The organism is Eikenella halliae (assembly GCF_001648475.1).
GTDB classification, from domain to species: domain Bacteria; phylum Pseudomonadota; class Gammaproteobacteria; order Burkholderiales; family Neisseriaceae; genus Eikenella; species Eikenella halliae.
On sequence record NZ_LXSQ01000014.1, the window covers coordinates 108251 to 128630 of the forward strand.

Genomic DNA, 20380 nt, shown 5'->3' on the forward strand with positions numbered 1-20380 from the left:
CTCCCATTACATTCTGCGCTGTATCATTTCATTCAGCATTTTGACCAGTTCATCGGTGTTATTCGGGTTACGTATCCGCCGCCGTACATCAGCCATGTCGCCCGGTGTCAGGATACCCCTGTCTTGCAGTTTGGCGATGTTACTCAACTCGGGATTGGCAATCTGCATATCGATGGCCGCCAATACAATTTTTTCTTCCAACTCGGCTTGAGACATCGCGCCGTGCGCCACAATCGCCATTTTGTCCGGAGGAGCAACCAAGACTACGGCTGGGGTCAGTTTGATACCCAAAGAACGGGCGCGTGCCGCACCACGGTCATAAAGCATTTGCGCAGCAGGCATACCCTGGATTACGCCGCCATCGGTACTGATGTAGCGTACTGGCAGACCATATTTCTGCGACAGCATCCGAGTAACTGCAAACTGGCTGTGGCAGAAGTGGCATTGCGAATCGAAGAACAGCCATAGGCCGGCTTTACTTCTCAGATCGCGGATAATGCCCTCACGGGCACGGCTGATCTGCGACAAGGCCTGCGCTCTGGCCATTGATGAAATCGGAAACCTTACCGACTCGTCCAACATCGGATCGGTGCGCACCACCTGTTCGCTCATATTGGCGTAGTTGGTGGACATATCCAATGCCACTCGCTCCATATATTTATAGGCACGCACATTTTCTTCGGTCAGGTTGGTCATGGCGCGATCCAGCAAAATTGGTAGTTGCTGTCGCACCCAAGCGGCCGAAAATAGCTCAGGACCAGTAGATTCCGGCTGTGCGGCTCTGACCGGCACGGCTGGCTGCGGAGCAGGAGGCCGTCGAGGTACCGGTTTAGGCTGCGCCGGTGTTTCTTCATACCACAGCCAGCCGCGTGGCGCGGCGCGCCGATAAGCATTGTCAGCATAAACGCTCGGCACAGTCACCAAGGTGACCACCGTAACAGCAATCAGGATATTTTTAAGTCGGTATCGCATTGCCTTCCCTATTTAACGTTGCGGAATGGTGTCATTAATCGGCTGTCTCCAATCAAAAACCTTAGGAACAGTACCGTGCGTACCAAGCCAACTGCGCACTTGTGAACGTACCTGTTGCTGCTTTGGCGACGGCAGTGCTGCCAATGCCCGTTCTGCTCGACGGTTATGCCGGCGGTCGGCTACGGCAGCAATCATCAGCCATTTGGCGGCATCCACCGGGTTAGCCTCACGCAGCCGATCGCCCCTGCCCTGGTAGTCGGCCAGCGCCAACATGGCACCGACATGCCAGCGGTCGGCGGCCTGTACCAGCAACGGATAAGCGCGGTAGGGGTTTTGAACACCGCCACGACCATTCAAGATAGCCATACCGTAGCCGTACAGTCCCTCAGCTTCGTTGGCTCGTGCTGAACGTTCCCAATACTCCAATGCCTCACGTTCATTTTTTGCTACGCCGTAGCCCCGCTCCAAGATCTGCGCAATATAGACAGTAGCTGGCCAAAAAGCCTTGTGTTGACCACCAGTTTTATAGGCACTTTCAGCTGCTCGAAACCAGCGCAATGCTTCCGCACCGTTGGCAGGTACGCCCTGACCGTAGTAGTACATCAACCCCATGTTATAGGCGGCTGCATAATTACCGTTAATATCTGCCAGCCGTCCGCCATCCATACGCTTGGAGGCCAGATTGTAGGCACGAGCGGCAGTGGCATAGTCAGGACGGCCACCCAGTCCAGGCAGTTTGCCGGTGTGAGCTAGGTAGCCGTACTGCAATGCTGCCCAACGGTTACCTTGGTTAGCAGCATTTTTCAGATCGGTTGCAGCCGCACTGTCGCCGCCGATGACCCGACGGTACATGCTAAGAGCGAACTCCTGATCACGCTGCCACATCCGCTGCCGGCTTTCCGGCCGGGCCGCTTGGGTACGGGGGGCAGTATTGGTATTGGCCTGTCCAGCCAAGCCCCTGTTACCGAATACTTGGTTGGAGTTGGTTGCCGGCGTACCGGACGATAGGGAGGGTAGGCAGCACAATATCACCGCCGTAACTGCCACCCTGTACTTTGTGGACATCTGTTTGCTCCTAATTGAACTCACAGCAGTCCACCCAGCGCCACAGCAGGTAAACCGCATCGGAGTCGTTATCGTTCAAAGCCTGATCGCTGCGTCCAATGGCCCAGGAAAAATCACTGGCACCGAGTCGGTGCGCACCTTTACTATTCAGATTGAAGAAATTGGCCACTTCTCCGCTCAGCTGGCCAAACAGCGTACCGTTGTCAATGCCACTGCCTGCGGCACTGCTGTTGGCTGACTGTGCTTCAGGATAAGGGAACAGCATGGTAGCTTTGAATTCGGATTTGGATGGAAACGGCACGGGCACCGGAGTGCACAATGCTTTATCCCCTACGGTGGATACCGAGGCGAAGCCTCCAGTTCGGTTGGACAACAGGATTGAGCGATTGAGGATGGTGGACGTGCCAATGATGCTGTTTTTCTCGGCTGACATCGAGCCGGCTGCCGGCAAATTGTTGCCCATACAACCACCCAGCCAGTAGGCAGCATCATCAGCCGGCCCCCAGCCGATACCGGTGGTATTGGCTACGCAGGAAGCAGTATGTGCCGGTATATCGAATAATGGGTTATTGACCACGTTGCCGATAGCCATCCATTCTGGATACAGCAGGTTCATAAATACTGGATCCTTGGCCGACCAAGTGGGTTGTGTAATTGAGGTTTCCAAATTGCCGCCTTTATGGAAGCAGCGCGGACTCCAGTTATAGGGGTTAAATGGGAACTCCCAACTGTGGAAATGGCGGAATGAGGTGTCGTAACGGCCTGCCGATCCTTCGCCGGCCGTTTGTAACGTAACCGGTTTTAGCGTGCCGGATAATCGTGCCATTTGGCTCAGCATAGGTTTGACTGATGCGCCGTACACCGGCGAGCAGTCGGCGCGGCGTACCACCTCAACAAAACGGGTTGGCAGCCACATACCGCGTGTGTAGCCGTACACCGCATAAGGTTCCTGTCCGCATTTGCAGGTAGACTGGTTGGTTGCGCCCGGGGGGTGTGGCACATCGCTGCCAGCCACGGTGGTATTACCCATAATCCGCAAAGGGAAACCTGAGTCATAGTTGAAATTCATCAGGGCGTTATAACCGGCATTCGAACAGCTGCCGCTATCTGAATCGTCGCTTTGGGTACTGCCACTGTTTTGGGTGGTGCCTCCACTTGATCCGGTTATTCCGGTGGCGTTCAGACTACCTGAAAATCCCAACAGTGCGGCAGCCAGGCTTATAACAAAGTATCTGATCTGCATGATGTGGCCTCAATTAATCAAACGGCGGAACAGAAACCATCCGCCAAGCGGTTCCTTGTTGCTGCATGTAGGTCGGCACAGTACGAAGGTTAAGTCGACCAGCTAGAGGGGGAGTCAACGGCGAAGCTGGCAGGCCGACATCGGCCAAGCCACCCAAGCGGGTATAAAACAGGATGGTTTGCGGCCGCTCACGCATAATCCGTTGTGCATAACGTACTTGGCGAGCATCACGGCCATCTATAACCAAGATGGAGCGGTGCCCGGCCGGGTCTAGTGCCAGTACGTTGAACCGTGTGCCTTTCGGATAGACTACTGCCCCAGTAGATGGATGGCGGATATCATGGTCCGCAGCTATATAGGGGGTAAACAGACGATTACTGATGGTAGCCGCCGTTGGTAAATCCATAGAGCCTTCCATTTGCCGGTTGAGTGCCTTCACCGTCTGGCGGGCGTGTGCTCGCCAATCAAAGCGAGCGGCAGCCGCGCGCATCACTTCGGCCTGATCCGGCTCGGATACTCGCCATTGGCGACCGAGCCGGCGGTTGAATGTTTTTCGTTCCACTGCCCGCAGGGCAGTGGCCAAATCCGGTACGCCCTGCACCAGGTACCATTTGCCACCGTCCAAGTGCAGCATGGCAGGAACGTAGCCGATGCGGTATTGTCGGAATGCCTGTGGCATGACCATAATGTTGGGCGGGTTGCGTCGGGCCGCTTCAGGCAGCCTGCGCACTAAGTGTTCTGCATAATCGAAGGCTTTGTCTGCCCCGCCGTTACCCCAACCCCGGTATAGAAAAACCGTATCTTTACGACCTGCCCCTTGCGTCAGTAGCTTCAACAATTCCGTTTCCGGCATAGCTCGGGATACGAATACTACAGTCTTGATTTCCGCCAGCTGCCGTACGGCAGGATTCTGTCCGGACGGCATCAGCATCTCATTGGGGCGCAGCGGCAGGCCGTTCAGGCTGCCTGAAAACTGTGCCGCACGCCGGTGCTGTGCCTCTAACAGATTTTGCAGACTGCCGTCTCCAGCTGCGGCATGGCTAGAACACAGGCACCAGACGGCCGCGTACCATAGAGAGCGGATAAGGCCCCCAATAGCGCGAGTCCCAAGAGTGTTGTTCGGAGCCAAATACGAAAACTTCATCTCGATCCAATCTGTAGGTCTTGTCCCAAAAGGTCGGCGGTTTGCCCAATTTGGCCGCGCCGTAGCGTACATCGGCAATCAGCCCGCCATTGATATAAACGTTACCTTCAGTGATACGTACTTCGTCACCAGGCAAGCCGACTACCATCTTGCCGATCGGTTGACCGTCAGCAATGACTGGGGCCATGCCGCGTGCCGGAAACAGTATGATGTCGCCACGCTGTAAAGGCCGCTTTTCCTGTTGTTTATCGTACCAATACAGTTGCCAAGGCAGGCAACCCTGCACTTTGGCTTCAAATAACAAAGCACCACGTTGTTGCAACAATGGACGTGCTGCCCAGGCGGCAGCAAAGACGGCAATACCGACGGCGGAAACCAGCAGGCGGGTTTTCAGTGACGGCAGAACCTTCCCCGACATCTCCGCTACCTCTAATCCAGTTCACTGCCCGACTGCCCTCCAGAAGTCGCACCGGGCAGTTCACTCTGCTCCACAGGGGTGGCGGTCGGCGCGGGTGCAGGCAGGGTATTGACGGCGGCAGGTGCGGTTACGGGCAGCAGCTTGATACCCAGCTCGGCCGCCACTTGTTCGGTCATGTCGGCTTCCGGCGGATAGGTCAGCACGGCCGATTTGCGTACCACAATTCGACCGCTAGCTGATAATTCGTCCAATTTGTTTTGGATACCGGCCAGCTGTGCCGCCAATTTCTGCTGTGACTGTTCCGGACTGTCAGATTGGATATTGGCCAATGCCTCCTGCAGGTAGGCGGCAGCCAGGCGGTCTGAGTCGACTACAGCGATGCCACCGACAATGTGACTGGGGAAAATGGTGCGGTAAAAACTGTAGCCGCCCAGCAGTACTGCGAGCACCACCAACACGGTCAGCAGTGTGTTGCCGTTGCCGCCAGTTTGGTGTGCCGGGGCAGTTGCCGTATCCGGTGCCGGAATGGAGACTGGATTGTGGGCAGTCGGATTTTCAGCCTGTGATTGCTTGTCGGTCATGATTCATCCTTTTCAGGTAGCCTTTAAGAAGTGCCGTCGCCGTACAGCCTACGGGCTTCGGCTTCGACCAGGTGGGTAATCTGTTCGCCGTTGCGTACGCGGCGCTGCAGTTCTTTGAACAGGTCGCCCTCTGTGTTGAACAGCACGCGGTTGAACGGGGTCTCAATCAGGCGGGCAATTCCGGCACTACTGCCGCTGCGCACCAGGATTTCGCTGTATTGTCCTTTGGCGGTGCGCACCTGCTCCATGAGATTTTCGGTGTACTTGTCTACTTGGATCCATTTTTTCGCCACCGCCTCGGCGACCGCTTCTTTTGTCTGCTGCATATGGAATTTGGTATGCGCCGAGGCCATGATGGCCGAACCGTACGGCGTGGTGTAAATCTGGGCGAAGGTCTGTACCACCACGCCGACCGAACCGTCTTCCTTACGCACTTTCGAGTTCAGTTGGGCGATGAACTTGGCAAACGGCTCGTCAGTGACCCTATCGCCGCCTTCTTCCACCACCAGCATCCGGCGGCGCCCATCGCGACTGGTAAACATTTCTTGGGCGATGGTGGTAGACAACATCATTAACACCACATCGCACAGGTGTTTGTTGGTAGTCAGGCCGGACAGTTCGATAATGGTCCAATCGGCTTCGGCACGGAAGTTGTTTTCGCCACGGAACCAGCGCCCCATTGACCCAGTCGAGCCAAATGGCGATAGCAGCGTCGCCAGTTCGTGCTGCTGATCGGCCATGCGGCCGGTCTGGTTGTTCAGGAATTGGATGACATCGGTAATTTCGGCCTGGTTGCCTTTATTGGCATACACCGATTTAACCGCTTCTTCGGCCAAGGCACGCAGAGTATCGTCTAGACCCTCTTTCGGTTTGGCCATCTTGCCGATGATCGGCAAGATCAACTCGATTTCACGGTCGATATTGGAAATCTTGGTAAACGGATTTAGGCTGACTTCCGAATAGAAATCAAAGTCGATGATTTGTGCACCCGCCGCCCGGGCAGCGGCCAGATAGGACGAACCGGTATCCAGCGTCCAGATTTTGGTCCCCATTGACAGCTGGTCTTGGATCAAGCGCTGTACGGCAAAGGTTTTACCGGTACCGGAACCGCCGGTCCAAACCCAGTTGTAGTTGAGGTTGCGCGGGTCGAACAGGGCATAGCGAAACGGGCGGCCGATACGGGTGGTCAGCAGCATTTCGTTACCGAAGCCCTGCCATTCGTCGGTAACCGGCAGCAAGTGGGCCGCATGGCTGCCACCCATGGTTTTAAATCGGTGGGTATTCTTGATCGACTCGGGAGAAGCATTCAGCGGCAGCTGGTTAAAGAAAGAAACTTCCGGCATGTAACGCTCTGGCCGCATCACGAAGCCAAGCCGTTTGTAATAGGAGGATAAGGAGGATTGAGCACTACGGATGGCGTTGGCCGAAACATTAAACAGGCACAGACTGGTGCTGGCTTCCACCAGGTTACCACCCTCAACCATCAGCTGGGCCAGTTGTTGGAAGCCCTCGCGTTTTTTCTTGAGCCTAGGTGACCATTTCAGCATCAGCGGGTTGGCCGACTTTTCTACCTGCCCCTGCATGGCACGCACTTTGGCCGCCTTGGTCTGCTGTTCCGGGAAATGGATGGTGGTGCACAGCGCATAGGGCATACCGATCTGAGGGCCATCACCTGGCGGATTGCCTAACAATTCGATCATACGCGAGAAATGAAAGGGGTGATCCGATCCGGGATAACGGTCGATAGCCAGCAAGCCGATGTATTGCCGCTCCTTCGAATGGGAGAAGCCGGAACAGTGCAGCAAATCGTGGCGGCGGCTATCCCAATTCATGCGCGAACCAACTGGAAACAGCTGCTCATTCAGAGGCGTTTCTTCTTCCACGCCTGTATCCCATTCTTCATACACCGAGAAATAGCGACGCAGCACGCCCATCAGGTCGGGGGTGGGCAAAACATTCGCCTGGATACCCATCACTGTCAGCTGTGACAGTGCACGGCTGCGCAGTTTTAGAAACTCATCGCACTCCTTGCGAAAGGCTTCCATTTCTTTTGGACTGCCTGAAAACGGGTTGGATGTTTTCAGCGGGATTTTGAAGGTCCACAGGCAATAGCTGCCCAAAATGCGCGTTTCCGTGGTTGGCACCAGCCGATGACGGCTACCGCGCTCGATAAAGGCTGCGCGCTCGCGCACCCCGTATTGGGCGGTCTGTACCGCCGCATCGCCGAGTACGCCGAAACGCGCCTGAGCATAGCTGTCAGTAATCGGGCGGATATAGGGCGAACCGAAATGGATGAACTGCATGATGGTGCCGCCGGGATAGGGCTCGTTCAGTAGCACCGAGGCTGCATCCGGAGTTTTGTCATCCCATCCGGCCAGCGGCGGGAACAGGCAAGCTGAACCGATGGCATTGTCCGCTTCAAAATAGAAAATGCCATCCTCATCGTTGCCGGCGGTCAGGGATACGTATTGCCAGCCGACATCGCGCTGTTCGTTTTGTTGAAAAATATTCATACCGCTATGCGTCTCGTCAAGCGGCAGAGCCCGTCCTGCGGTCTGCCGCAGAAGGATTAGAAGGGAGTGTCGTCGGATTCTGTTTCGGTCTGCTCCAGTGTACGTGGCGGTTTCAGGGTCACGGCGGCGATGCGTTCGGAACTGAGGTTGAGGTAGAGGTTCTCCACGCGGATTTTGCGGGTCTTGATTGTTTGTCCGTCTTTTTCATAGGTTTCGGACAGCTCCTCGCCTTCCACCACCACTGGCATACCTTTAACCAATAAGCTGTGCAGATGTGTAGCACGACGATTCCAATACTCGCACTCCAGCCACTCAGTCGGCCCGGCCGGTACATAACGGTCCTGCCCGTCGACCCTTTGGCGTTTGAAACGGTTGGAAGCAATAGAAAAGTTCAGGACGGTACTGGCTTCGCCGTCGCTGCGGTTGATTTCTTTGAGTTCGAAAGACTGCCCGAGATTACCCCGGACAACGATAGAAATAGACATACGGCCTGTCTCCAAGTTGGAAACGGCCGGATTGTGGATAACGGGTCGGCAAGCAACCCGTTTTATTGCAGATGGGGGCGGAGAGAAGTGTAGTCGGACACAGCCTGCCTGTCAAGCCGGGCACTCACCCGGCATCAAACAGCCAGGGATTGACTACCGCCAAACCGACCGCCTCGAACGGAGAGGTGTCCCGGGTCGCCACCATCAAACCGGCGGCATGGGCGGTGGCGGCAATATAGCCGTCGGCTGCCGACACCCCCCGGCCCCGACGGCGGGCGGCAGCCATCAATTCGGCATACGATTCCGCCGCCGCGCCATCAAAAGGCAGGATACGCCCCTCGAACAGGGGTAGTACCGACTGCTCCAGCCCGCTATGCAACACTTGCCGCCTCCTGCCTTCCGGCAGCACGGCAATGCCGTAGCGCAGTTCGGCCACCGTCACGGCCGACAGGTAAAGCGTTTCGATCGACTGGGCATCCATCCAGCGCACAACAGCAGGATCGGGCTGCTGCCGAAGAGTCTCGGAAATGACGTTGGTATCGACTAAAATCATTCGAATGACACCGGCTGTGTGACGGAAGGATCACGGACGGTTTCCAAATCCACCCCGCCGGCCTGCCGGCCCAAACCGGTCAGCAGCGATCCCAATTTAACCCGCCGCTCGGGACGGGCGGCCTGCTCCAGAATCAGACGGATTTCCGCTTCGGTGCTGCGCCCGGCGGAGGTCGCCCGGGCTTTCAGGGCACGGTGGGTTTCGTCGGACAGGTTACGGATGGTAATGGCGGCCATGGCAGGCTCCTTTGCAGAAATATGGAACACGGGAGATGAAATGCTATCATTTTTTTAAATTGATAGCAATCTATTAGGTGATAAACGGCAACAAGCTTGGGCGGTCCGACCATCTGTCAAACCGTATCCGGCCAGTTCAATCGGTTTTTGGTTTGGAGGAAAAACGCAGGCTGACCGTATCCCAGGATTGCCGGTCAAACCCATATTGGGTCAGCATATTTCGTATCAATTCGAGTTTGAAGATACTGTCTTTCCAATCATGGTGGAAACCCCGGACCACCCACAGATAAACTGCTACCGACAGGTTCAACGATAAGCACCACTGAAATGCTTTCTGAAACAGGATGCCTGCCGATTCCGGGTCAGCAATCCTCTGTGCCAAACCCTGGTAATCGGCTGCATTGTCCGATACCAACCAAAACAAGGCGAAGATCAGTAAAGGGGTCATGACAAAGGATCTAGCCAACAAAACCATGGCCTTGATTAGTAACTTCCCCGTCAATTTCAGATAGACTGCCCGATTGCGCAGTACCCGGTTTTCCAGCTCGTCCAACTGCGCCCCGGAGAATTCCAACGGATGCCCGCGATCATGATCGACCACCACTTCGCAATACATCGCATGACCGTTCTGCTCCAGCCATGCCGAATCAAAATCCGGCCGGTAATGGCCGAACAAAACCGCCTTCAGTTTGCGGGAAATACGGTTGAATAGCTTTTGCATTTTGATTTTTTCCTTCAGTTATCCTGTCCGTATAGGCTACCTGCCTGCCGATACGGAATCCATTAGGGTCAATTTGAAAACTGTTTGACCGCGTAATCAGCAAATGCGATAAACGCCAAGACGATCGCTAGTATGTTGAATTTATTCAACTGTTTACTTTTTCATAAAGAGTAAACAGCACAGAAGAAACAGAAAGCACCGAATACCACGGCAAATTTCGTCATTTTGTTATCCTCATTTGACTGTTATTGATTTTGACCGGTCAAGCAGGTCATCTCATTTACGGCAAGCCGCCGGTTCGGACTGCATCTGCCCCGCCCAACCCCGGCCCATCCCTTCCGCCCATTGCGAGCGTACCGAGCACAAGTAGGCAACCCTCCCGGGATCCGCTTCCGCCTCCCAAATCTGCATATCGATACCCCGGACGACGGTCGGGCGGTCAAAGTTATCCGGCGGTTTGGGCAATACCGAGACGGCCGCCTTCCACAGGAACAGCAAGATGCCGCCGCTGTCGGCCAGGTTTTGTGCAAACACGGAACCGGTCAACAGGCTGTAGATCAACAGGCCGATGCCGGCGACCACCCCTGTTATCAAGGCAAGCGCACCGGCTGCCTGAATCCTATTGAGCCAACAGACCAGGCGATAATGGGGATGTGCTTATCATTCATCGGGTTCTCCCCCATTCGGGGCATCTGTTGCCGGATGCTGCATAACTGATCCAGTATCGTCCAGTTGAGTATCCAGCAGCGAGCGAACAGCCCGCACCACATCGTCAATTTCAAATTCAGGTTCGTCCCGCATCACGCCGGCACGCATCAATACCGTATGGATGCGATGAATACCGGTTTCCCACCGGTCTTTACGGACAATCTTGCCATCCCCGCGAAACTCGTAATCATCGGGGTTTTGACCGCGAAATTCGGGCATGATGAAATCATCTAGGGTTACTTTGCGCATATCCAAATCCTCTTTTTCACATTCCGACCACCACCGGCACCGGAATATTCTGCGAGACCGACATAAACTCGAGTTCCCCCAGCAGCGCGTAGTCCGATTTCAGCTGCTCCAGCATCCGTTTCCCTTCGTCGTGGTACTGCCGCATGGCCAGGTGTACGCGCATATGCAGCAGCCTTTCGTCGTACGAGGCATTAGCGGCATCCAGCTGTACGGCAATCGTCCCCCAGTCGGTAATGTCTTTGCGCTGTTTGCCGATGTATTCCGCCCAGCAGATATTGGGAACGTGGAAGTCTTTGCCCGGGTATGCGGGCAGGACGGCATGGCTGACCGGGGTGGAGCGGTAGGCCACCCGGCGTACCAGCCCCATCTGCCGGGCCGACCGTACGAACTGTTTGGCTTCCCGTACCAGGCGGTAGATGCCGGCTTCCAGCTCGGCGACTTCCGCCGCCACCGCCGCCGGCTGCCTGATCTTGGCTAGGCTGCGGCAGCATAAGTCCTGTTTGCCGTCGGGGAACAAGTCGCCCATCCGCTGCTCCGGGATCATGGCTCTTCGGCAACCGGAGCGGCGGCTGTCTCAGTCAGCCCCAACCCGACCGCGGTTTCTTTCATCTGAGCCAGTACCGCTTCGTCACTGACCGCTTGTTCGATAAAGGCATAGGCCGGCAATACGCGGTACAGCAATACCGCTTCCGGCAAGGGCGGCAGTGCCCCAGCGGCCACCGCTGCCGCCAGTTTGGCCGACATGGCCGGATCGTCCAACAGGGTCTGCCGCGTAATCCCCTGGATCTGCCGCATCTTCATGGCAGAGGTATACAGGTTTTGCAGCAGGGAGCGTAAGCGGCGGCCGCCCTCGTAGATGATCCGGTTGCTTTCCGTATTGCTGGTCAGGCCTTTGCTGCCCATCGTCAGGGCCAAACGCACCAACATGTCGTAGGCCATCAGCAGCTGCAGCAGCCGGAAACCGTAGCCCCGCATCGATTCCACTTTGATCAGCAGCGGATTCCGGTTGGCCATGACGGCGATGTGGATGCCGGAGGCGGCGTATTGCCCGATTTGTTGCCGCATCCTGCCGACTTCCGCCTCCAGATAGGCCGCAGCCTCCTCCAAAGCCTGCTCGAAAGCCAGCAGTTCGGCATGGGCGAACGGGTTGTCCTGTTTGGCCGCCCGCACCAGCTCGCCCGACAGGGCCATGCCGTAGCGGATACCCGGCCAGCGGTGGCTCTTGCGGTCGTTCTGCCCTTCCCACATGCGTACCGCGTGTTTGGTCTGCAGCTCGAAGGTATCGCCGCTGCCGCTCAGCTTGCCGATATCGTCAAACGCCTGGTCTTCGGACAGGTAGATGTCGTAATCGTCCAAATCGATTGCAGCCGCAGAACGGGAACGTGCCCGGCCCGAATGAATCCTCATACGCAGGATATGCTGCTTCAGCAACAACTCGTGCTCCGCCAATACCGCCAAAGCGGCCAGATCGGCAGGATCGTCCGACACCGCCGCCAGGCGGGCGCGTTCCCGCTGCCAGTCGTAACCGTCGGAAAACACCGACTGCTCGGATGTCGGAAAAGGCGTGTCGAAGGTTTGTCCGACTTTGACGGACTTCGCTTGGATGACCAGTTTCTGTTTGCTGCGGATCATGCCGTATGCTCCTGTCTGTTGTGCGGCCGGCGGCCGCAGGGTGGAATTACAATTAAAGCGGTTGGATGAATAATCAGGGTTTGCGAATGGAGGGTCACAAGCGATTGCGCCATTCCCGCCCTAGGGTTTTGTGACCGGGGGTCACAAGCGATTGCGCCATTCCCGCCCTAGGGTTTTGTGACCGGGGGTCACAAGCGATTGCGCCATTCCCGCCCCTTACCCTTAAAAGGCTTTTGTCGCACAAAATATTTTTACGGCGGCCCCTATCCGCCCTAATTACTGCTTTCGGCAGGCCGTATCCCCACCGCATGCAGCACGGAACGGCGCAAATCTTCCGAATTGGCACGGGCTGCATCATTGCCTGCTGCCGCAGCCGCCTGCTTTTGCAAGCGTTGTTCCTGCTCCAGCCGCTGCTTCTCCCAAGCCTGCTGCCGTTCGCGTTTCTCCCGTACCAGCGGTGCCAGGATGCACAGCAGTTCGCCGGCGGCGGCTTTGCGGCACAACACGGTCAGGAGGCCGAGCGGGCTGGTTACGGGTTTGGTCTGGCCGGCAATCTCGTCCAGTATCTCCTGCAGGGTTTCGCTATCGGCGGTGGGCAGCAGCTTGTCGAACAGCCTGCGGCTTTGGGCTTTCAGGCTGCTGCCGAAGTGCTGCGGATAAACCAGGCCGTCGAAGCGCTTGCCCTCAGTATCGGCGGGGTTTCCCTCCTGCGCAGCAGGCACACCCCCCACATCTGCCGCCACGGCTGATTGTCCGGTGCGGCTGGGTGCTTTGTTGTAGTCGTTCCCGATAGGGAACTGGGGGTAATCTGAATCTTTAATAATTCGCCCTTTTGCGCTTTCTGTATTTTCCCGATGGTCGCTTCCTAATTTTCCCGTTTGTCGTTTCTTGCTTTCCGGATTGGTGACGGCTGTATTGTCCCCTTTGTCATTTCTTGCCTCCGGCTTGGTTTCAACGGGGGCAAATCCGGTATCGGCGGCATTTTCCTGAAAGCGTATACCTGTATTCGCCCTTTTGTCATTTCTTAATTCCGATTCGGTAACAGCTGTATTATCCCTTTTGTCATTTCTGCGATAATCAAGGGGATAGGGCTCGGTTTGCGTTTCGGGTGCGGCCCGGCGTTCGTCGCGGACGCTCTGCTCCAGTGCCGACCAGATGGCGCGGCCGTTGAGCAGGGTAAAGATGCGGCGTGAGGCGAAGAAGTGTTTTTCGATGATGAATTGCAGGTTCTTCAGTTTGTTGCGGGCGGTCAGCTGGGTTTTGTAGGGCAGCGACAGATGGCGCTGCCAGGCCGGGATGTCGAAGCTGACGAACCAGCGTTCTTCCGACCCGGCACCCTTGGCCACGCACTGCTGCATGATGAAGGACAGCATGATGGCCGAGTGGATGCAGCCGGTCAGGGTCGCCAAATCCCGGTGGTAGGCGATACGCTCTTGGAAATAACGCAGGAAGAACAGGTCGGACGGTTGGCGGAAGGCGGCCAGATCGATATTTTCAGGTAGCCTGCCGTCAGACGGCCTGCCGTTGGCGGCGCAGACGGCAGCGGCCAGGGCCGGCAGGTTGAGCCGCATTTCCAAGCGTGCGCCGAAGCCGAAACGGCGGGTTTCAATCAGGTTGCGCTCCAGCAGTTTCTGTTTGCAAGTACCCTGTTCGCGTTTGCTCAAGCCGGTTTCGTCTTCCATCTCGGCAATCGATTTAAAGATCCAGCCGTCCCGCTCCGCCACCGCCGTTCCATGCCGCGTCCAATAGACCAGCTGCGACAGGAACACCGCCGCTTTGATCGAACCAGCGACATCGACCAGGCATTTGTAAACGGCGATGGTGCGCCCGCCCTGCAGAGCCTGTTTGCAGCGCATGATGTCGCGGTTGAATTGGTCGGGGGCGGGCAGTTTCACGGCATCACCCTTGGTCGCGCCGCATGGCATCATCGATGGCTTCGCGTTCGTTGCCGCCTTCGCCGGCCGGTTCGTAGCCGGAAATCCAATAGGTCTCGTTCAATACGCAGCGTTTCTCCGGCAGAGGTTCGCCGTCGTCGTCTGTTTCTTTATCGGTAAACGCCACGCTGCCGGCATGGATCAGCCAGTCCAGGCGGTGGCTGTCCTGCACAGCCTGTTCCCAACGCGGGTGGACTTGCAAAATGTCGCTGCCCTCGTCAATGATTCCCCGGCCGGGGGAAATCAGCACGGATAAAGCCGCCAGCAGCCATTCCAAATTGCAGCCCTGATACAGGCGGCATAATTCATCCAGCACGCCGGGTTTGTCAGCGTCGTCCAGCCATGCCGGTTCGCCGTACTGGTCGAGCTTGCCGGGATGGTAGCCCAAAGCCGTCAGGCTGAGTGCCCGAGTCAGCTGCAAGGCGGCAGTAATATCTTCTTGTTCGGGGCGCATGATGTTCATACCCATTCACCTTTCACACTGTCAGCGACTGCATATAGCCGTCGCCCAATTCCGCCAGCCGCTGCAGGCTGTAGCGGCAGTGGCGCATCCTCGGGAAACCCCCGTACTTGGTTTCCAGTACGCCGATGTCGCGCAGTGCTTCGGCTGCCAGCCGCTGTTCGCGGCGGCTCAGTCGGGTACGTTCGGTAACAGCTTGTTCCGGCAGCGCCACCCACGGACTGCAATCCTGCCGTTCGGCCAGGGCAATATGCGGCGTATCGGCCTGCACCGCCGCCAACAGCAGGCAGGCCTTGACCGACAGGCCGTAATGCAGCAGGCTTTTCAGGTGCAGGCGGTTGAGCGAGACCGGCGGGGCAGCCACGGCGCACAGCGACACATCGGCACGGCAGCGTAGCAGCCCTTCCAACTTTTCCCCGTCCAAACGGTACAGCGACACGTTCAGGCGGCGTTCGTTGGCCAGGATGCCCGCCTCCAGCAACAGATGGCGCACGCGGTACCAGCTGCCGCCGCCCAAACCGGTTTCCTGGCGCACGATGTCTTCGTTGAGGGCGACCCATTCGCCAGGCCGGTAGCGCGCAACATAGCAGCTGAGGAAATAGCCTGCCGTCACCGAATCCAAAGCTTGGGCGAACTGCACCACATAGGTCACGGGTTCCTCCCACAGTGCGGCCAGATAAGCGGTGTCGCGGTTGTTCCAATACGGAATCGGATCGCTGCCGAACAGCTCGGGCGACAGGGTCGGGACAGGATGGGCGGCAACAGGTTTCACAGGCAGCCCCCTTCGACGGCGGCCACCGTGCTGTACAGCTGGCCGAGGGTGCAGCCGGGATGGCGTTCGGCCAACGCCCGGTAGCGCAGGAAGGTGTCGGTTTCACCCGCCGTCGCCTGCCAGTCGGCCGCCACCGACAAACGGGCTTCCAAGGGCAGGGCGGGCAGCCGGCCCTTATTGACGGGGATGCCCAGCCGCCGGCGCAGCTGCCGCACATCATCGGCGCACAGCGCCGGGCACAGCAGCAGAATCATACGGTTGCTGCCGCCGTGCCGGATCAGCCATTCGCAGCGTTGCAGGCAGAGTTGCCGCCGCTCTTGGCTGCCGGCGACCTCGTGCACCGCCGCCGCCAGCGCGGCCGGCGGCAGGCGGATTTCCACCATGCCGTCCAACAGGCGGGCCACCGCGTGCAACTGTTCTGGTGGTAGTTTGGCCAGCATCTCGAAAGCATCGGCGCAGCCCGGCGGGAGGCCGGCGTCGGCTGCCTCCTGGCCGCCTTCGGGCAGCACCAGGGAAGAAACCAGCAGGGCCAGTATTTGGCCGTGCAGCGGGTGACGCTGCTCCAAACGCAGGCGGTAACACGCTTCGTGACGGGTTTTAGCCTTAGTCATGGCCGCCTCCCGCATCGAAAGTACGCACGGCGCGCATGGCATCTAAAATGGCTGACACCGGCGTAGTATACGGCGTATCGGTGGTCTGCCATTCCAATACCCGGTCCAATAGGTAGACCCGCTCGCCGATGCCCATGGTGCTGTATTCGTCCAGGATGTCCGCATCCTGCCAGGCCACCCGCACGGTAGAGTTTTCAGGTAGTTTGAGGATGGGGTTATCCGCCTCCATAAAGGCGCTGCCCATCAGCTTGTCTTGTCCGGAAACACGGCATAGGAAGGCAAATACGTTGCCAGCCTCTTCGTGCAGGTGGTCGATGGCGAACACCGCCTGCAGGTTGGTCTGAGAGATATTTTGGAAATCAGGGTATTCGAGATAGAACCCGTAGGGGAAGGCCGGATGGACACGGAAACAGTCGACCAGCCCCACCATCGAGAGCAGGCCGTGCACGGCCTGATGCAGGGCCTGCAGTGCCGCGTCGTGGTCGGCATAGGCGGGAGTAACGCCTGCAGCTGACCGGGCATCGTGCCGTTTCGCAGCCGCATCGAGCGGCAGCGCAACGGTGTTGGGCACATTGGCCGGGCTTGGCATGTCGGAAACGATTTCAGGTAGCCTATCTATATCGGCAGCTGTGGCAGGAGATTGGCCGGTATGACCGCCTGTTTCAGATAGCCTCGTGTTAAGGGAATCTGTCGCAGCGTGTTGTTTTTGAACCCGTTGCGGCAATACATCACCAAATACCTCGACAAAACGCTGTTGCAGGTGACGACTCAGGGCGATCATATCCAGTTCCTGTGTTTCAGCTTCCGTTTGTCCCGCTGCCCACCCGCTCAGGCTGTTGCTCCAGAAACCGTCCAGTTGGTCAACGGCACTGGTGCTTTTTAGATCGTCTTGGAACTGGTAATAGAGTTTACGGATATCGAAGGTTTTTTGATTGGACAGAGACTGTGCCAGCATCCCCAAATCGTTGAGGTGGTCGGCTGCAAAGAACATCAATCCTAGTGTTTTGTAAGATAAAGATAATCCATGTGTCAGAAATAATTGTTCCAACTCGCGCAGGCTTAGCTTCTTCGCACTCTCCGCCTGAAACATCCCGCGTATCGCGGCATAGGCCTGCGCCTTGTCCCAAAAGCACATCTCCGCACGCTGTTCGTTCTCGATCAGGTGGGCGATTTGAATGTCCGCCTCCGAGGTGTATTCGGCAAAGATTGCCGGGATGACGGCGAAACGCTCGTCGCCGGTTTCGGCAAATAGTTCCTGTACGATTTTAAGACGGGTGTTGCCGCCCTGAGCCAGCACGAAGCGGCTGTCGCCGGGGCGGCGGGTAATGTGTACCGGCTGCTGCACGCCGGTCTCACGGATGGATTGTTTAATGTGGCCGTATTGCTCTGGGTCGTGGCGTGTGCGGGGGTTTTTGTCGAAGAAGTCGATTTCATGAACCGATACGTTCATAAACAAACCAGGAAACACATCGTCCTTGGGCGCAATGTCCATTCCAGTTTGCGCTGGAGGAGCGACTAGCAGGCTGGCGAATGCAGTTTCGGCATTCAGCTGCAATTTCGGCCCAGTACGTTTTATTGTGCCAGAACGGTTGTTGCTACTCATGACCGCACCTCTGCTGACATATTATCCGTACCGGTATCGGCTGCTGTTTCTTCAGGCAACAGATTTTCCAGATGTTCGCCGAACAGATGACATTCCACCTGCTGTTCTTGAATTGGCGGAAACAGTTCGTATACCAACCGAATCATCTGTTGGCGGGCAGATTCCGATTTGCCCGAATGCTTCCATTCGTGGCAATGCACTGGAATTCGCAGCGTGGCTGCTTCCTTGTAGGCTTTGGCATAGGGGATTTCTAAAGGCAGTAGCTGTTTTTTACCGTCCAAGCTCTGGTTGAAATAGGCTTTGATGCCCTCGGTAATGATGCGCGCATCTTTAGTGCGGTCGCGGGCATAAATCAACGCCCGCAGCGGTGGAATCGGCAAGTTCATCACCGCGCCATGTGCCAACCGATCTAAAGCTTCTTGTGTGCCTGAAACGAATTCCCGCGCACTCAGTGTTTCCGGCATGATCGGCGAGAGCAGCAGGTTGGCGGCAAAGCAAGCCGCATCCTGAATTACGCCGACCGATCCTTTGGTGTCGATCAGCACCGCATCGTAGCTCTCGGCGATACAGGGGTGCACCAACTTGCTGCGCAGCAGGAAAGCCCGGTCGGGGCGGTTCTGCACCTTGTTTTGCACGTCGTCGCGGATATTGTTGGACAGGACGATGTCCAGATTGGGATAAACCGTATTGGAAATGGTGGATTGGATGACGGATTCGTCGTTTTTGCCCAACAAAAGTTCCACCACGCCGTTGGGCGCGCGGTAATGTATTGGGTAGAATTTGCTGAGTGAGGCTTGGGTGTCGGTGTCGATCATCAGCACCCGGAAGCCCATATCGGCCAGTATGGCGGACAGGTTGGCGGTTACGGTCGTCTTACCAATGCCACCCTTGGTAGAGACCACGGTCAAGATTACCATCGTAAATATCCTTTTCTATCAAAAGCATATTCACTTGAAGGCAATCAAACCTATCGCACCGCACCAAGCTGAACTCACAGAAAACGAAGTTTCTGCGAAGCTAAAACATCGGCTTCCACAGAAGCGGCAGTGAAACGGATTATAGCGCAAAACGGCGGCTAACCGGCTTCGGCGGTGTCGTGTTTGGGCGCGGGCTCCCAAATCTGCGAGGTGAAGAGTTGCGCATCGTGCACATAGGGGTTGTTTTGATCCCACACATAGCCGGCAAACACGGCGCTGAGCATGCGGTCGGTTTCCGGCGTGCGCTGGCCGCTGAAAATCATGTCTTGCAGCGTGCCAGAATACCAGGCCTCCACATAGTGCCGGAACACGTTGACGCCGGACATCAGCGGGCGGGCGAATTCGTTTTGCCAGTTCACCTGATGGCCGTTCAGGTGTCTGGCCACCAAATCGGCGGCGAGCTTGGCCGAGTGGGTGGCGATGGTGACGCCGGAGGAGAATACCGGGTCGAGGAATTCGGCGGCATTACCCAACAGGGCGAAGTGGCGGCCGTAGAGCGATTTCACGCTGGCGGAATAGCCGGGCAGGTAGATGAAGGGGAAGTCGTTATCCCATTGTGCGTTTTTCAAAATGCGGCGTAGGAAAGGCACTTCCAAGGCAAATTTTTTCAGGATGACGGCAGAGCTTTCCTGCCCGAGTTTTTCAGGTAGCCCCACCACGCCGATGGAAGCGCGGCCGTTGGAGAAAGGAATCAGCCACAGCCAAATATCGCGGTGTTCGGGGTGGATGCACACCAAGTTTTTGTTGCGATCGAAGGCCGGGTCGGTGATGTGGTCTTCGATGTGGGTGAAGTGCACGTGGCGCAGAGGCAGGTCGGAAGGAATATCCCAGCTGAGCATGCGCGGCAGCACGCGGTGGTAGCCGCTGGCATCCAGCACGAAACGCGCGCCCAGCACATAAGGGTCGCCGCCTTCCTGCTGCACCACCAGTTTGGCAAAGTCGCCGTGGTTGTCGAAGGCCTTCACCGTGGCGCCGAACTGTACGGTTACGCCCTGTTTGATGGCTTCGTCGATCAGGATTTTATCGAAACGGGCACGCTCCACATTGAATGCGGTAGAGGGACCGGGGGAGATTTTGTCGGTGAATTTGAAGCTGGTATTGCGCTCGCCCCAAGAGAAGGCGAAGCCGTTTTTATATTGAAAACCGAAGCCGGCCTGCACGGCGGGCAGGAAGCCGGCCTCATGCAGCAGCTCCATGCAGTGCGGCAGCAGGCTCTCGCCGATAACAAAACGCGGGAAATGCTGCTTTTCCACCACACAAACATTGAATCCCCGCTTGTTCAACAGAGCAGCCGCCACTGCCCCCGAGGGGCCGGCGCCGATGATAACGACGTCGTAATGCTGAATCATGTTTTCCCTTTATTTTTTGCTTCCGCCCGGCTCTGCGGGCAGTGGCAAGATTATTCGTTTGCGGCTGCTTTGCCGCTGCCACCCCATTCCGCAGCAGCAAAGCTTGAATGAATTAAGAATTGGTTTGATTATAAATGAATTAGACAAGATTTGT

General features: G+C 56.9%; 22 protein-coding genes. All 22 read right to left on the minus strand.

The features are described 5' to 3' along the window. Nucleotides 1-6 precede the first annotated feature (6 nt). The 22 genes from traF to A7Q00_RS05895 all read right to left on the minus strand — a co-directional run bounded on the left by traF (nt 7) and on the right by A7Q00_RS05895 (nt 20226). Entirely contained in the window at nt 7-972 is a 966-nt protein-coding gene (traF, locus tag A7Q00_RS05790; RefSeq protein ID WP_064089657.1) for a conjugal transfer protein TraF, read from the minus strand. Between the two features lie 12 nt (nt 973-984). Continuing rightward, nucleotides 985-1857, minus strand: a complete 873-nt coding sequence (locus A7Q00_RS05795) for a tetratricopeptide repeat protein (RefSeq protein ID WP_064089658.1) — start codon at nt 1855-1857, stop codon at nt 985-987. Nucleotides 1858-2047: 190 nt separating this feature from the next. Continuing rightward, nucleotides 2048-3280, minus strand: a complete 1233-nt coding sequence (locus A7Q00_RS12835; RefSeq protein ID WP_082887768.1) for a TraU family protein — start codon at nt 3278-3280, stop codon at nt 2048-2050. Nucleotides 3281-3293: 13 nt separating this feature from the next. Further along, nucleotides 3294-4205 carry a TrbC family F-type conjugative pilus assembly protein gene (locus tag A7Q00_RS05805; protein ID WP_179946200.1) on the minus strand — a complete coding sequence of 304 codons (912 nt, stop codon included), beginning with the start codon at nt 4203-4205 and terminating at the stop codon, nt 3294-3296. 115 nt (nt 4206-4320) lie between these two features. After that, entirely contained in the window at nt 4321-4842 is a 522-nt protein-coding gene (gene lepB, locus A7Q00_RS05810) for a signal peptidase I (RefSeq protein WP_064089661.1), read from the minus strand. 11 nt (nt 4843-4853) lie between these two features. Then, entirely contained in the window at nt 4854-5423 is a 570-nt protein-coding gene (locus A7Q00_RS05815; RefSeq protein ID WP_064089662.1) for a TrbI F-type domain-containing protein, read from the minus strand. 23 nt (nt 5424-5446) lie between these two features. Beyond that, nucleotides 5447-7936 carry a TraC family protein gene (locus A7Q00_RS05820; RefSeq protein WP_064089663.1) on the minus strand — a complete coding sequence of 830 codons (2490 nt, stop codon included), beginning with the start codon at nt 7934-7936 and terminating at the stop codon, nt 5447-5449. A 56-nt stretch (nt 7937-7992) separates the two neighbouring features. Then, nucleotides 7993-8421, minus strand: coding sequence for a single-stranded DNA-binding protein (locus A7Q00_RS05825; protein ID WP_064089664.1), 429 nt, complete (start codon nt 8419-8421; stop codon nt 7993-7995). A gap of 124 nt (nt 8422-8545) precedes the next feature. Continuing rightward, nucleotides 8546-8974 (minus strand): type II toxin-antitoxin system VapC family toxin, encoded by a 429-nt coding sequence (locus tag A7Q00_RS05830; RefSeq protein ID WP_064089665.1) that lies wholly within the window; start codon nt 8972-8974, stop codon nt 8546-8548. Beyond that, on the minus strand, nt 8971-9210 hold the full coding sequence (locus A7Q00_RS05835) for a FitA-like ribbon-helix-helix domain-containing protein (RefSeq protein WP_064089666.1): 240 nt from the start codon (nt 9208-9210) through the stop codon (nt 8971-8973). The genes A7Q00_RS05830 and A7Q00_RS05835 overlap by 4 nt, the downstream gene beginning before the upstream one ends. 136 nt (nt 9211-9346) lie before the next feature. After that, the gene (locus A7Q00_RS05840; protein ID WP_064089667.1) at nt 9347-9931 is read right to left on the minus strand and encodes a hypothetical protein; all 585 of its coding nucleotides are present in this window, start codon (nt 9929-9931) and stop codon (nt 9347-9349) included. A 276-nt stretch (nt 9932-10207) separates the two neighbouring features. Further along, complete coding sequence (locus tag A7Q00_RS05845) at nt 10208-10525, minus strand: hypothetical protein (RefSeq protein ID WP_156503757.1); 318 nt, start codon at nt 10523-10525, stop codon at nt 10208-10210. 66 nt (nt 10526-10591) lie between these two features. Next, complete coding sequence (locus tag A7Q00_RS05850) at nt 10592-10888, minus strand: hypothetical protein (RefSeq protein ID WP_064089669.1); 297 nt, start codon at nt 10886-10888, stop codon at nt 10592-10594. A 16-nt stretch (nt 10889-10904) separates the two neighbouring features. Then, nucleotides 10905-11414, minus strand: a complete 510-nt coding sequence (locus tag A7Q00_RS05855; RefSeq protein ID WP_156503758.1) for a hypothetical protein — start codon at nt 11412-11414, stop codon at nt 10905-10907. A 14-nt stretch (nt 11415-11428) separates the two neighbouring features. Beyond that, the gene (locus tag A7Q00_RS05860; RefSeq protein ID WP_179946201.1) at nt 11429-12427 is read right to left on the minus strand and encodes an AcaB family transcriptional regulator; all 999 of its coding nucleotides are present in this window, start codon (nt 12425-12427) and stop codon (nt 11429-11431) included. A 365-nt stretch (nt 12428-12792) separates the two neighbouring features. Further along, on the minus strand, nt 12793-14415 hold the full coding sequence (locus A7Q00_RS05865; protein ID WP_156503759.1) for a hypothetical protein: 1623 nt from the start codon (nt 14413-14415) through the stop codon (nt 12793-12795). 4 nt (nt 14416-14419) lie between these two features. Next, a complete protein-coding gene (locus A7Q00_RS05870) occupies nt 14420-14917 on the minus strand; it encodes a hypothetical protein (protein WP_064089673.1) in 498 nt (165 codons plus the stop codon). 13 nt (nt 14918-14930) lie between these two features. After that, the gene (locus A7Q00_RS05875; RefSeq protein ID WP_064089674.1) at nt 14931-15686 is read right to left on the minus strand and encodes a hypothetical protein; all 756 of its coding nucleotides are present in this window, start codon (nt 15684-15686) and stop codon (nt 14931-14933) included. Further along, nucleotides 15683-16297: an STY4526/YPO1902 family pathogenicity island replication protein gene (locus A7Q00_RS05880; protein ID WP_064089675.1), complete on the minus strand. Its 615-nt coding sequence runs from the start codon at nt 16295-16297 to the stop codon at nt 15683-15685. The genes A7Q00_RS05875 and A7Q00_RS05880 overlap by 4 nt, the downstream gene beginning before the upstream one ends. Continuing rightward, nucleotides 16290-17789, minus strand: a complete 1500-nt coding sequence (locus A7Q00_RS05885; protein ID WP_179946202.1) for a ParB family protein — start codon at nt 17787-17789, stop codon at nt 16290-16292. Before A7Q00_RS05885 ends, A7Q00_RS05880 begins: the two co-directional genes overlap by 8 nt. A gap of 107 nt (nt 17790-17896) precedes the next feature. Continuing rightward, entirely contained in the window at nt 17897-18817 is a 921-nt protein-coding gene (locus tag A7Q00_RS05890; RefSeq protein WP_064089677.1) for a ParA family protein, read from the minus strand. A gap of 158 nt (nt 18818-18975) precedes the next feature. Continuing rightward, nucleotides 18976-20226 (minus strand): NAD(P)/FAD-dependent oxidoreductase, encoded by a 1251-nt coding sequence (locus A7Q00_RS05895; protein WP_064089678.1) that lies wholly within the window; start codon nt 20224-20226, stop codon nt 18976-18978. Nucleotides 20227-20380: the final 154 nt, after the last annotated feature.

What these genes read in the sequence shown, in the direction of transcription:
- traF (WP_064089657.1), bottom strand. Translation starts at nt 972, where the DNA reads ATGCGATACCGACTTAAAAATATCCTGATTGCTGTTACGGTGGTCACC.
- A7Q00_RS05795 (WP_064089658.1), bottom strand. Translation starts at nt 1,857, where the DNA reads ATGTGGCAGCGTGATCAGGAGTTCGCTCTTAGCATGTACCGTCGGGTC.
- A7Q00_RS12835 (WP_082887768.1), bottom strand. Translation starts at nt 3,280, where the DNA reads ATGCAGATCAGATACTTTGTTATAAGCCTGGCTGCCGCACTGTTGGGA.
- A7Q00_RS05805 (WP_179946200.1), bottom strand. Translation starts at nt 4,205, where the DNA reads ATGCCGTCCGGACAGAATCCTGCCGTACGGCAGCTGGCGGAAATCAAG.
- lepB (WP_064089661.1), bottom strand. Translation starts at nt 4,842, where the DNA reads ATGTCGGGGAAGGTTCTGCCGTCACTGAAAACCCGCCTGCTGGTTTCC.
- A7Q00_RS05815 (WP_064089662.1), bottom strand. Translation starts at nt 5,423, where the DNA reads ATGACCGACAAGCAATCACAGGCTGAAAATCCGACTGCCCACAATCCA.
- A7Q00_RS05820 (WP_064089663.1), bottom strand. Translation starts at nt 7,936, where the DNA reads ATGAATATTTTTCAACAAAACGAACAGCGCGATGTCGGCTGGCAATAC.
- A7Q00_RS05825 (WP_064089664.1), bottom strand. Translation starts at nt 8,421, where the DNA reads ATGTCTATTTCTATCGTTGTCCGGGGTAATCTCGGGCAGTCTTTCGAA.
- A7Q00_RS05830 (WP_064089665.1), bottom strand. Translation starts at nt 8,974, where the DNA reads ATGATTTTAGTCGATACCAACGTCATTTCCGAGACTCTTCGGCAGCAG.
- A7Q00_RS05835 (WP_064089666.1), bottom strand. Translation starts at nt 9,210, where the DNA reads ATGGCCGCCATTACCATCCGTAACCTGTCCGACGAAACCCACCGTGCC.
- A7Q00_RS05840 (WP_064089667.1), bottom strand. Translation starts at nt 9,931, where the DNA reads ATGCAAAAGCTATTCAACCGTATTTCCCGCAAACTGAAGGCGGTTTTG.
- A7Q00_RS05850 (WP_064089669.1), bottom strand. Translation starts at nt 10,888, where the DNA reads ATGCGCAAAGTAACCCTAGATGATTTCATCATGCCCGAATTTCGCGGT.
- A7Q00_RS05855 (WP_156503758.1), bottom strand. Translation starts at nt 11,414, where the DNA reads ATGGGCGACTTGTTCCCCGACGGCAAACAGGACTTATGCTGCCGCAGC.
- A7Q00_RS05870 (WP_064089673.1), bottom strand. Translation starts at nt 14,917, where the DNA reads ATGAACATCATGCGCCCCGAACAAGAAGATATTACTGCCGCCTTGCAG.
- A7Q00_RS05880 (WP_064089675.1), bottom strand. Translation starts at nt 16,297, where the DNA reads ATGACTAAGGCTAAAACCCGTCACGAAGCGTGTTACCGCCTGCGTTTG.
- A7Q00_RS05885 (WP_179946202.1), bottom strand. Translation starts at nt 17,789, where the DNA reads ATGGACATTGCGCCCAAGGACGATGTGTTTCCTGGTTTGTTTATGAAC.
- A7Q00_RS05890 (WP_064089677.1), bottom strand. Translation starts at nt 18,817, where the DNA reads ATGGTAATCTTGACCGTGGTCTCTACCAAGGGTGGCATTGGTAAGACG.
- A7Q00_RS05895 (WP_064089678.1), bottom strand. Translation starts at nt 20,226, where the DNA reads ATGATTCAGCATTACGACGTCGTTATCATCGGCGCCGGCCCCTCGGGG.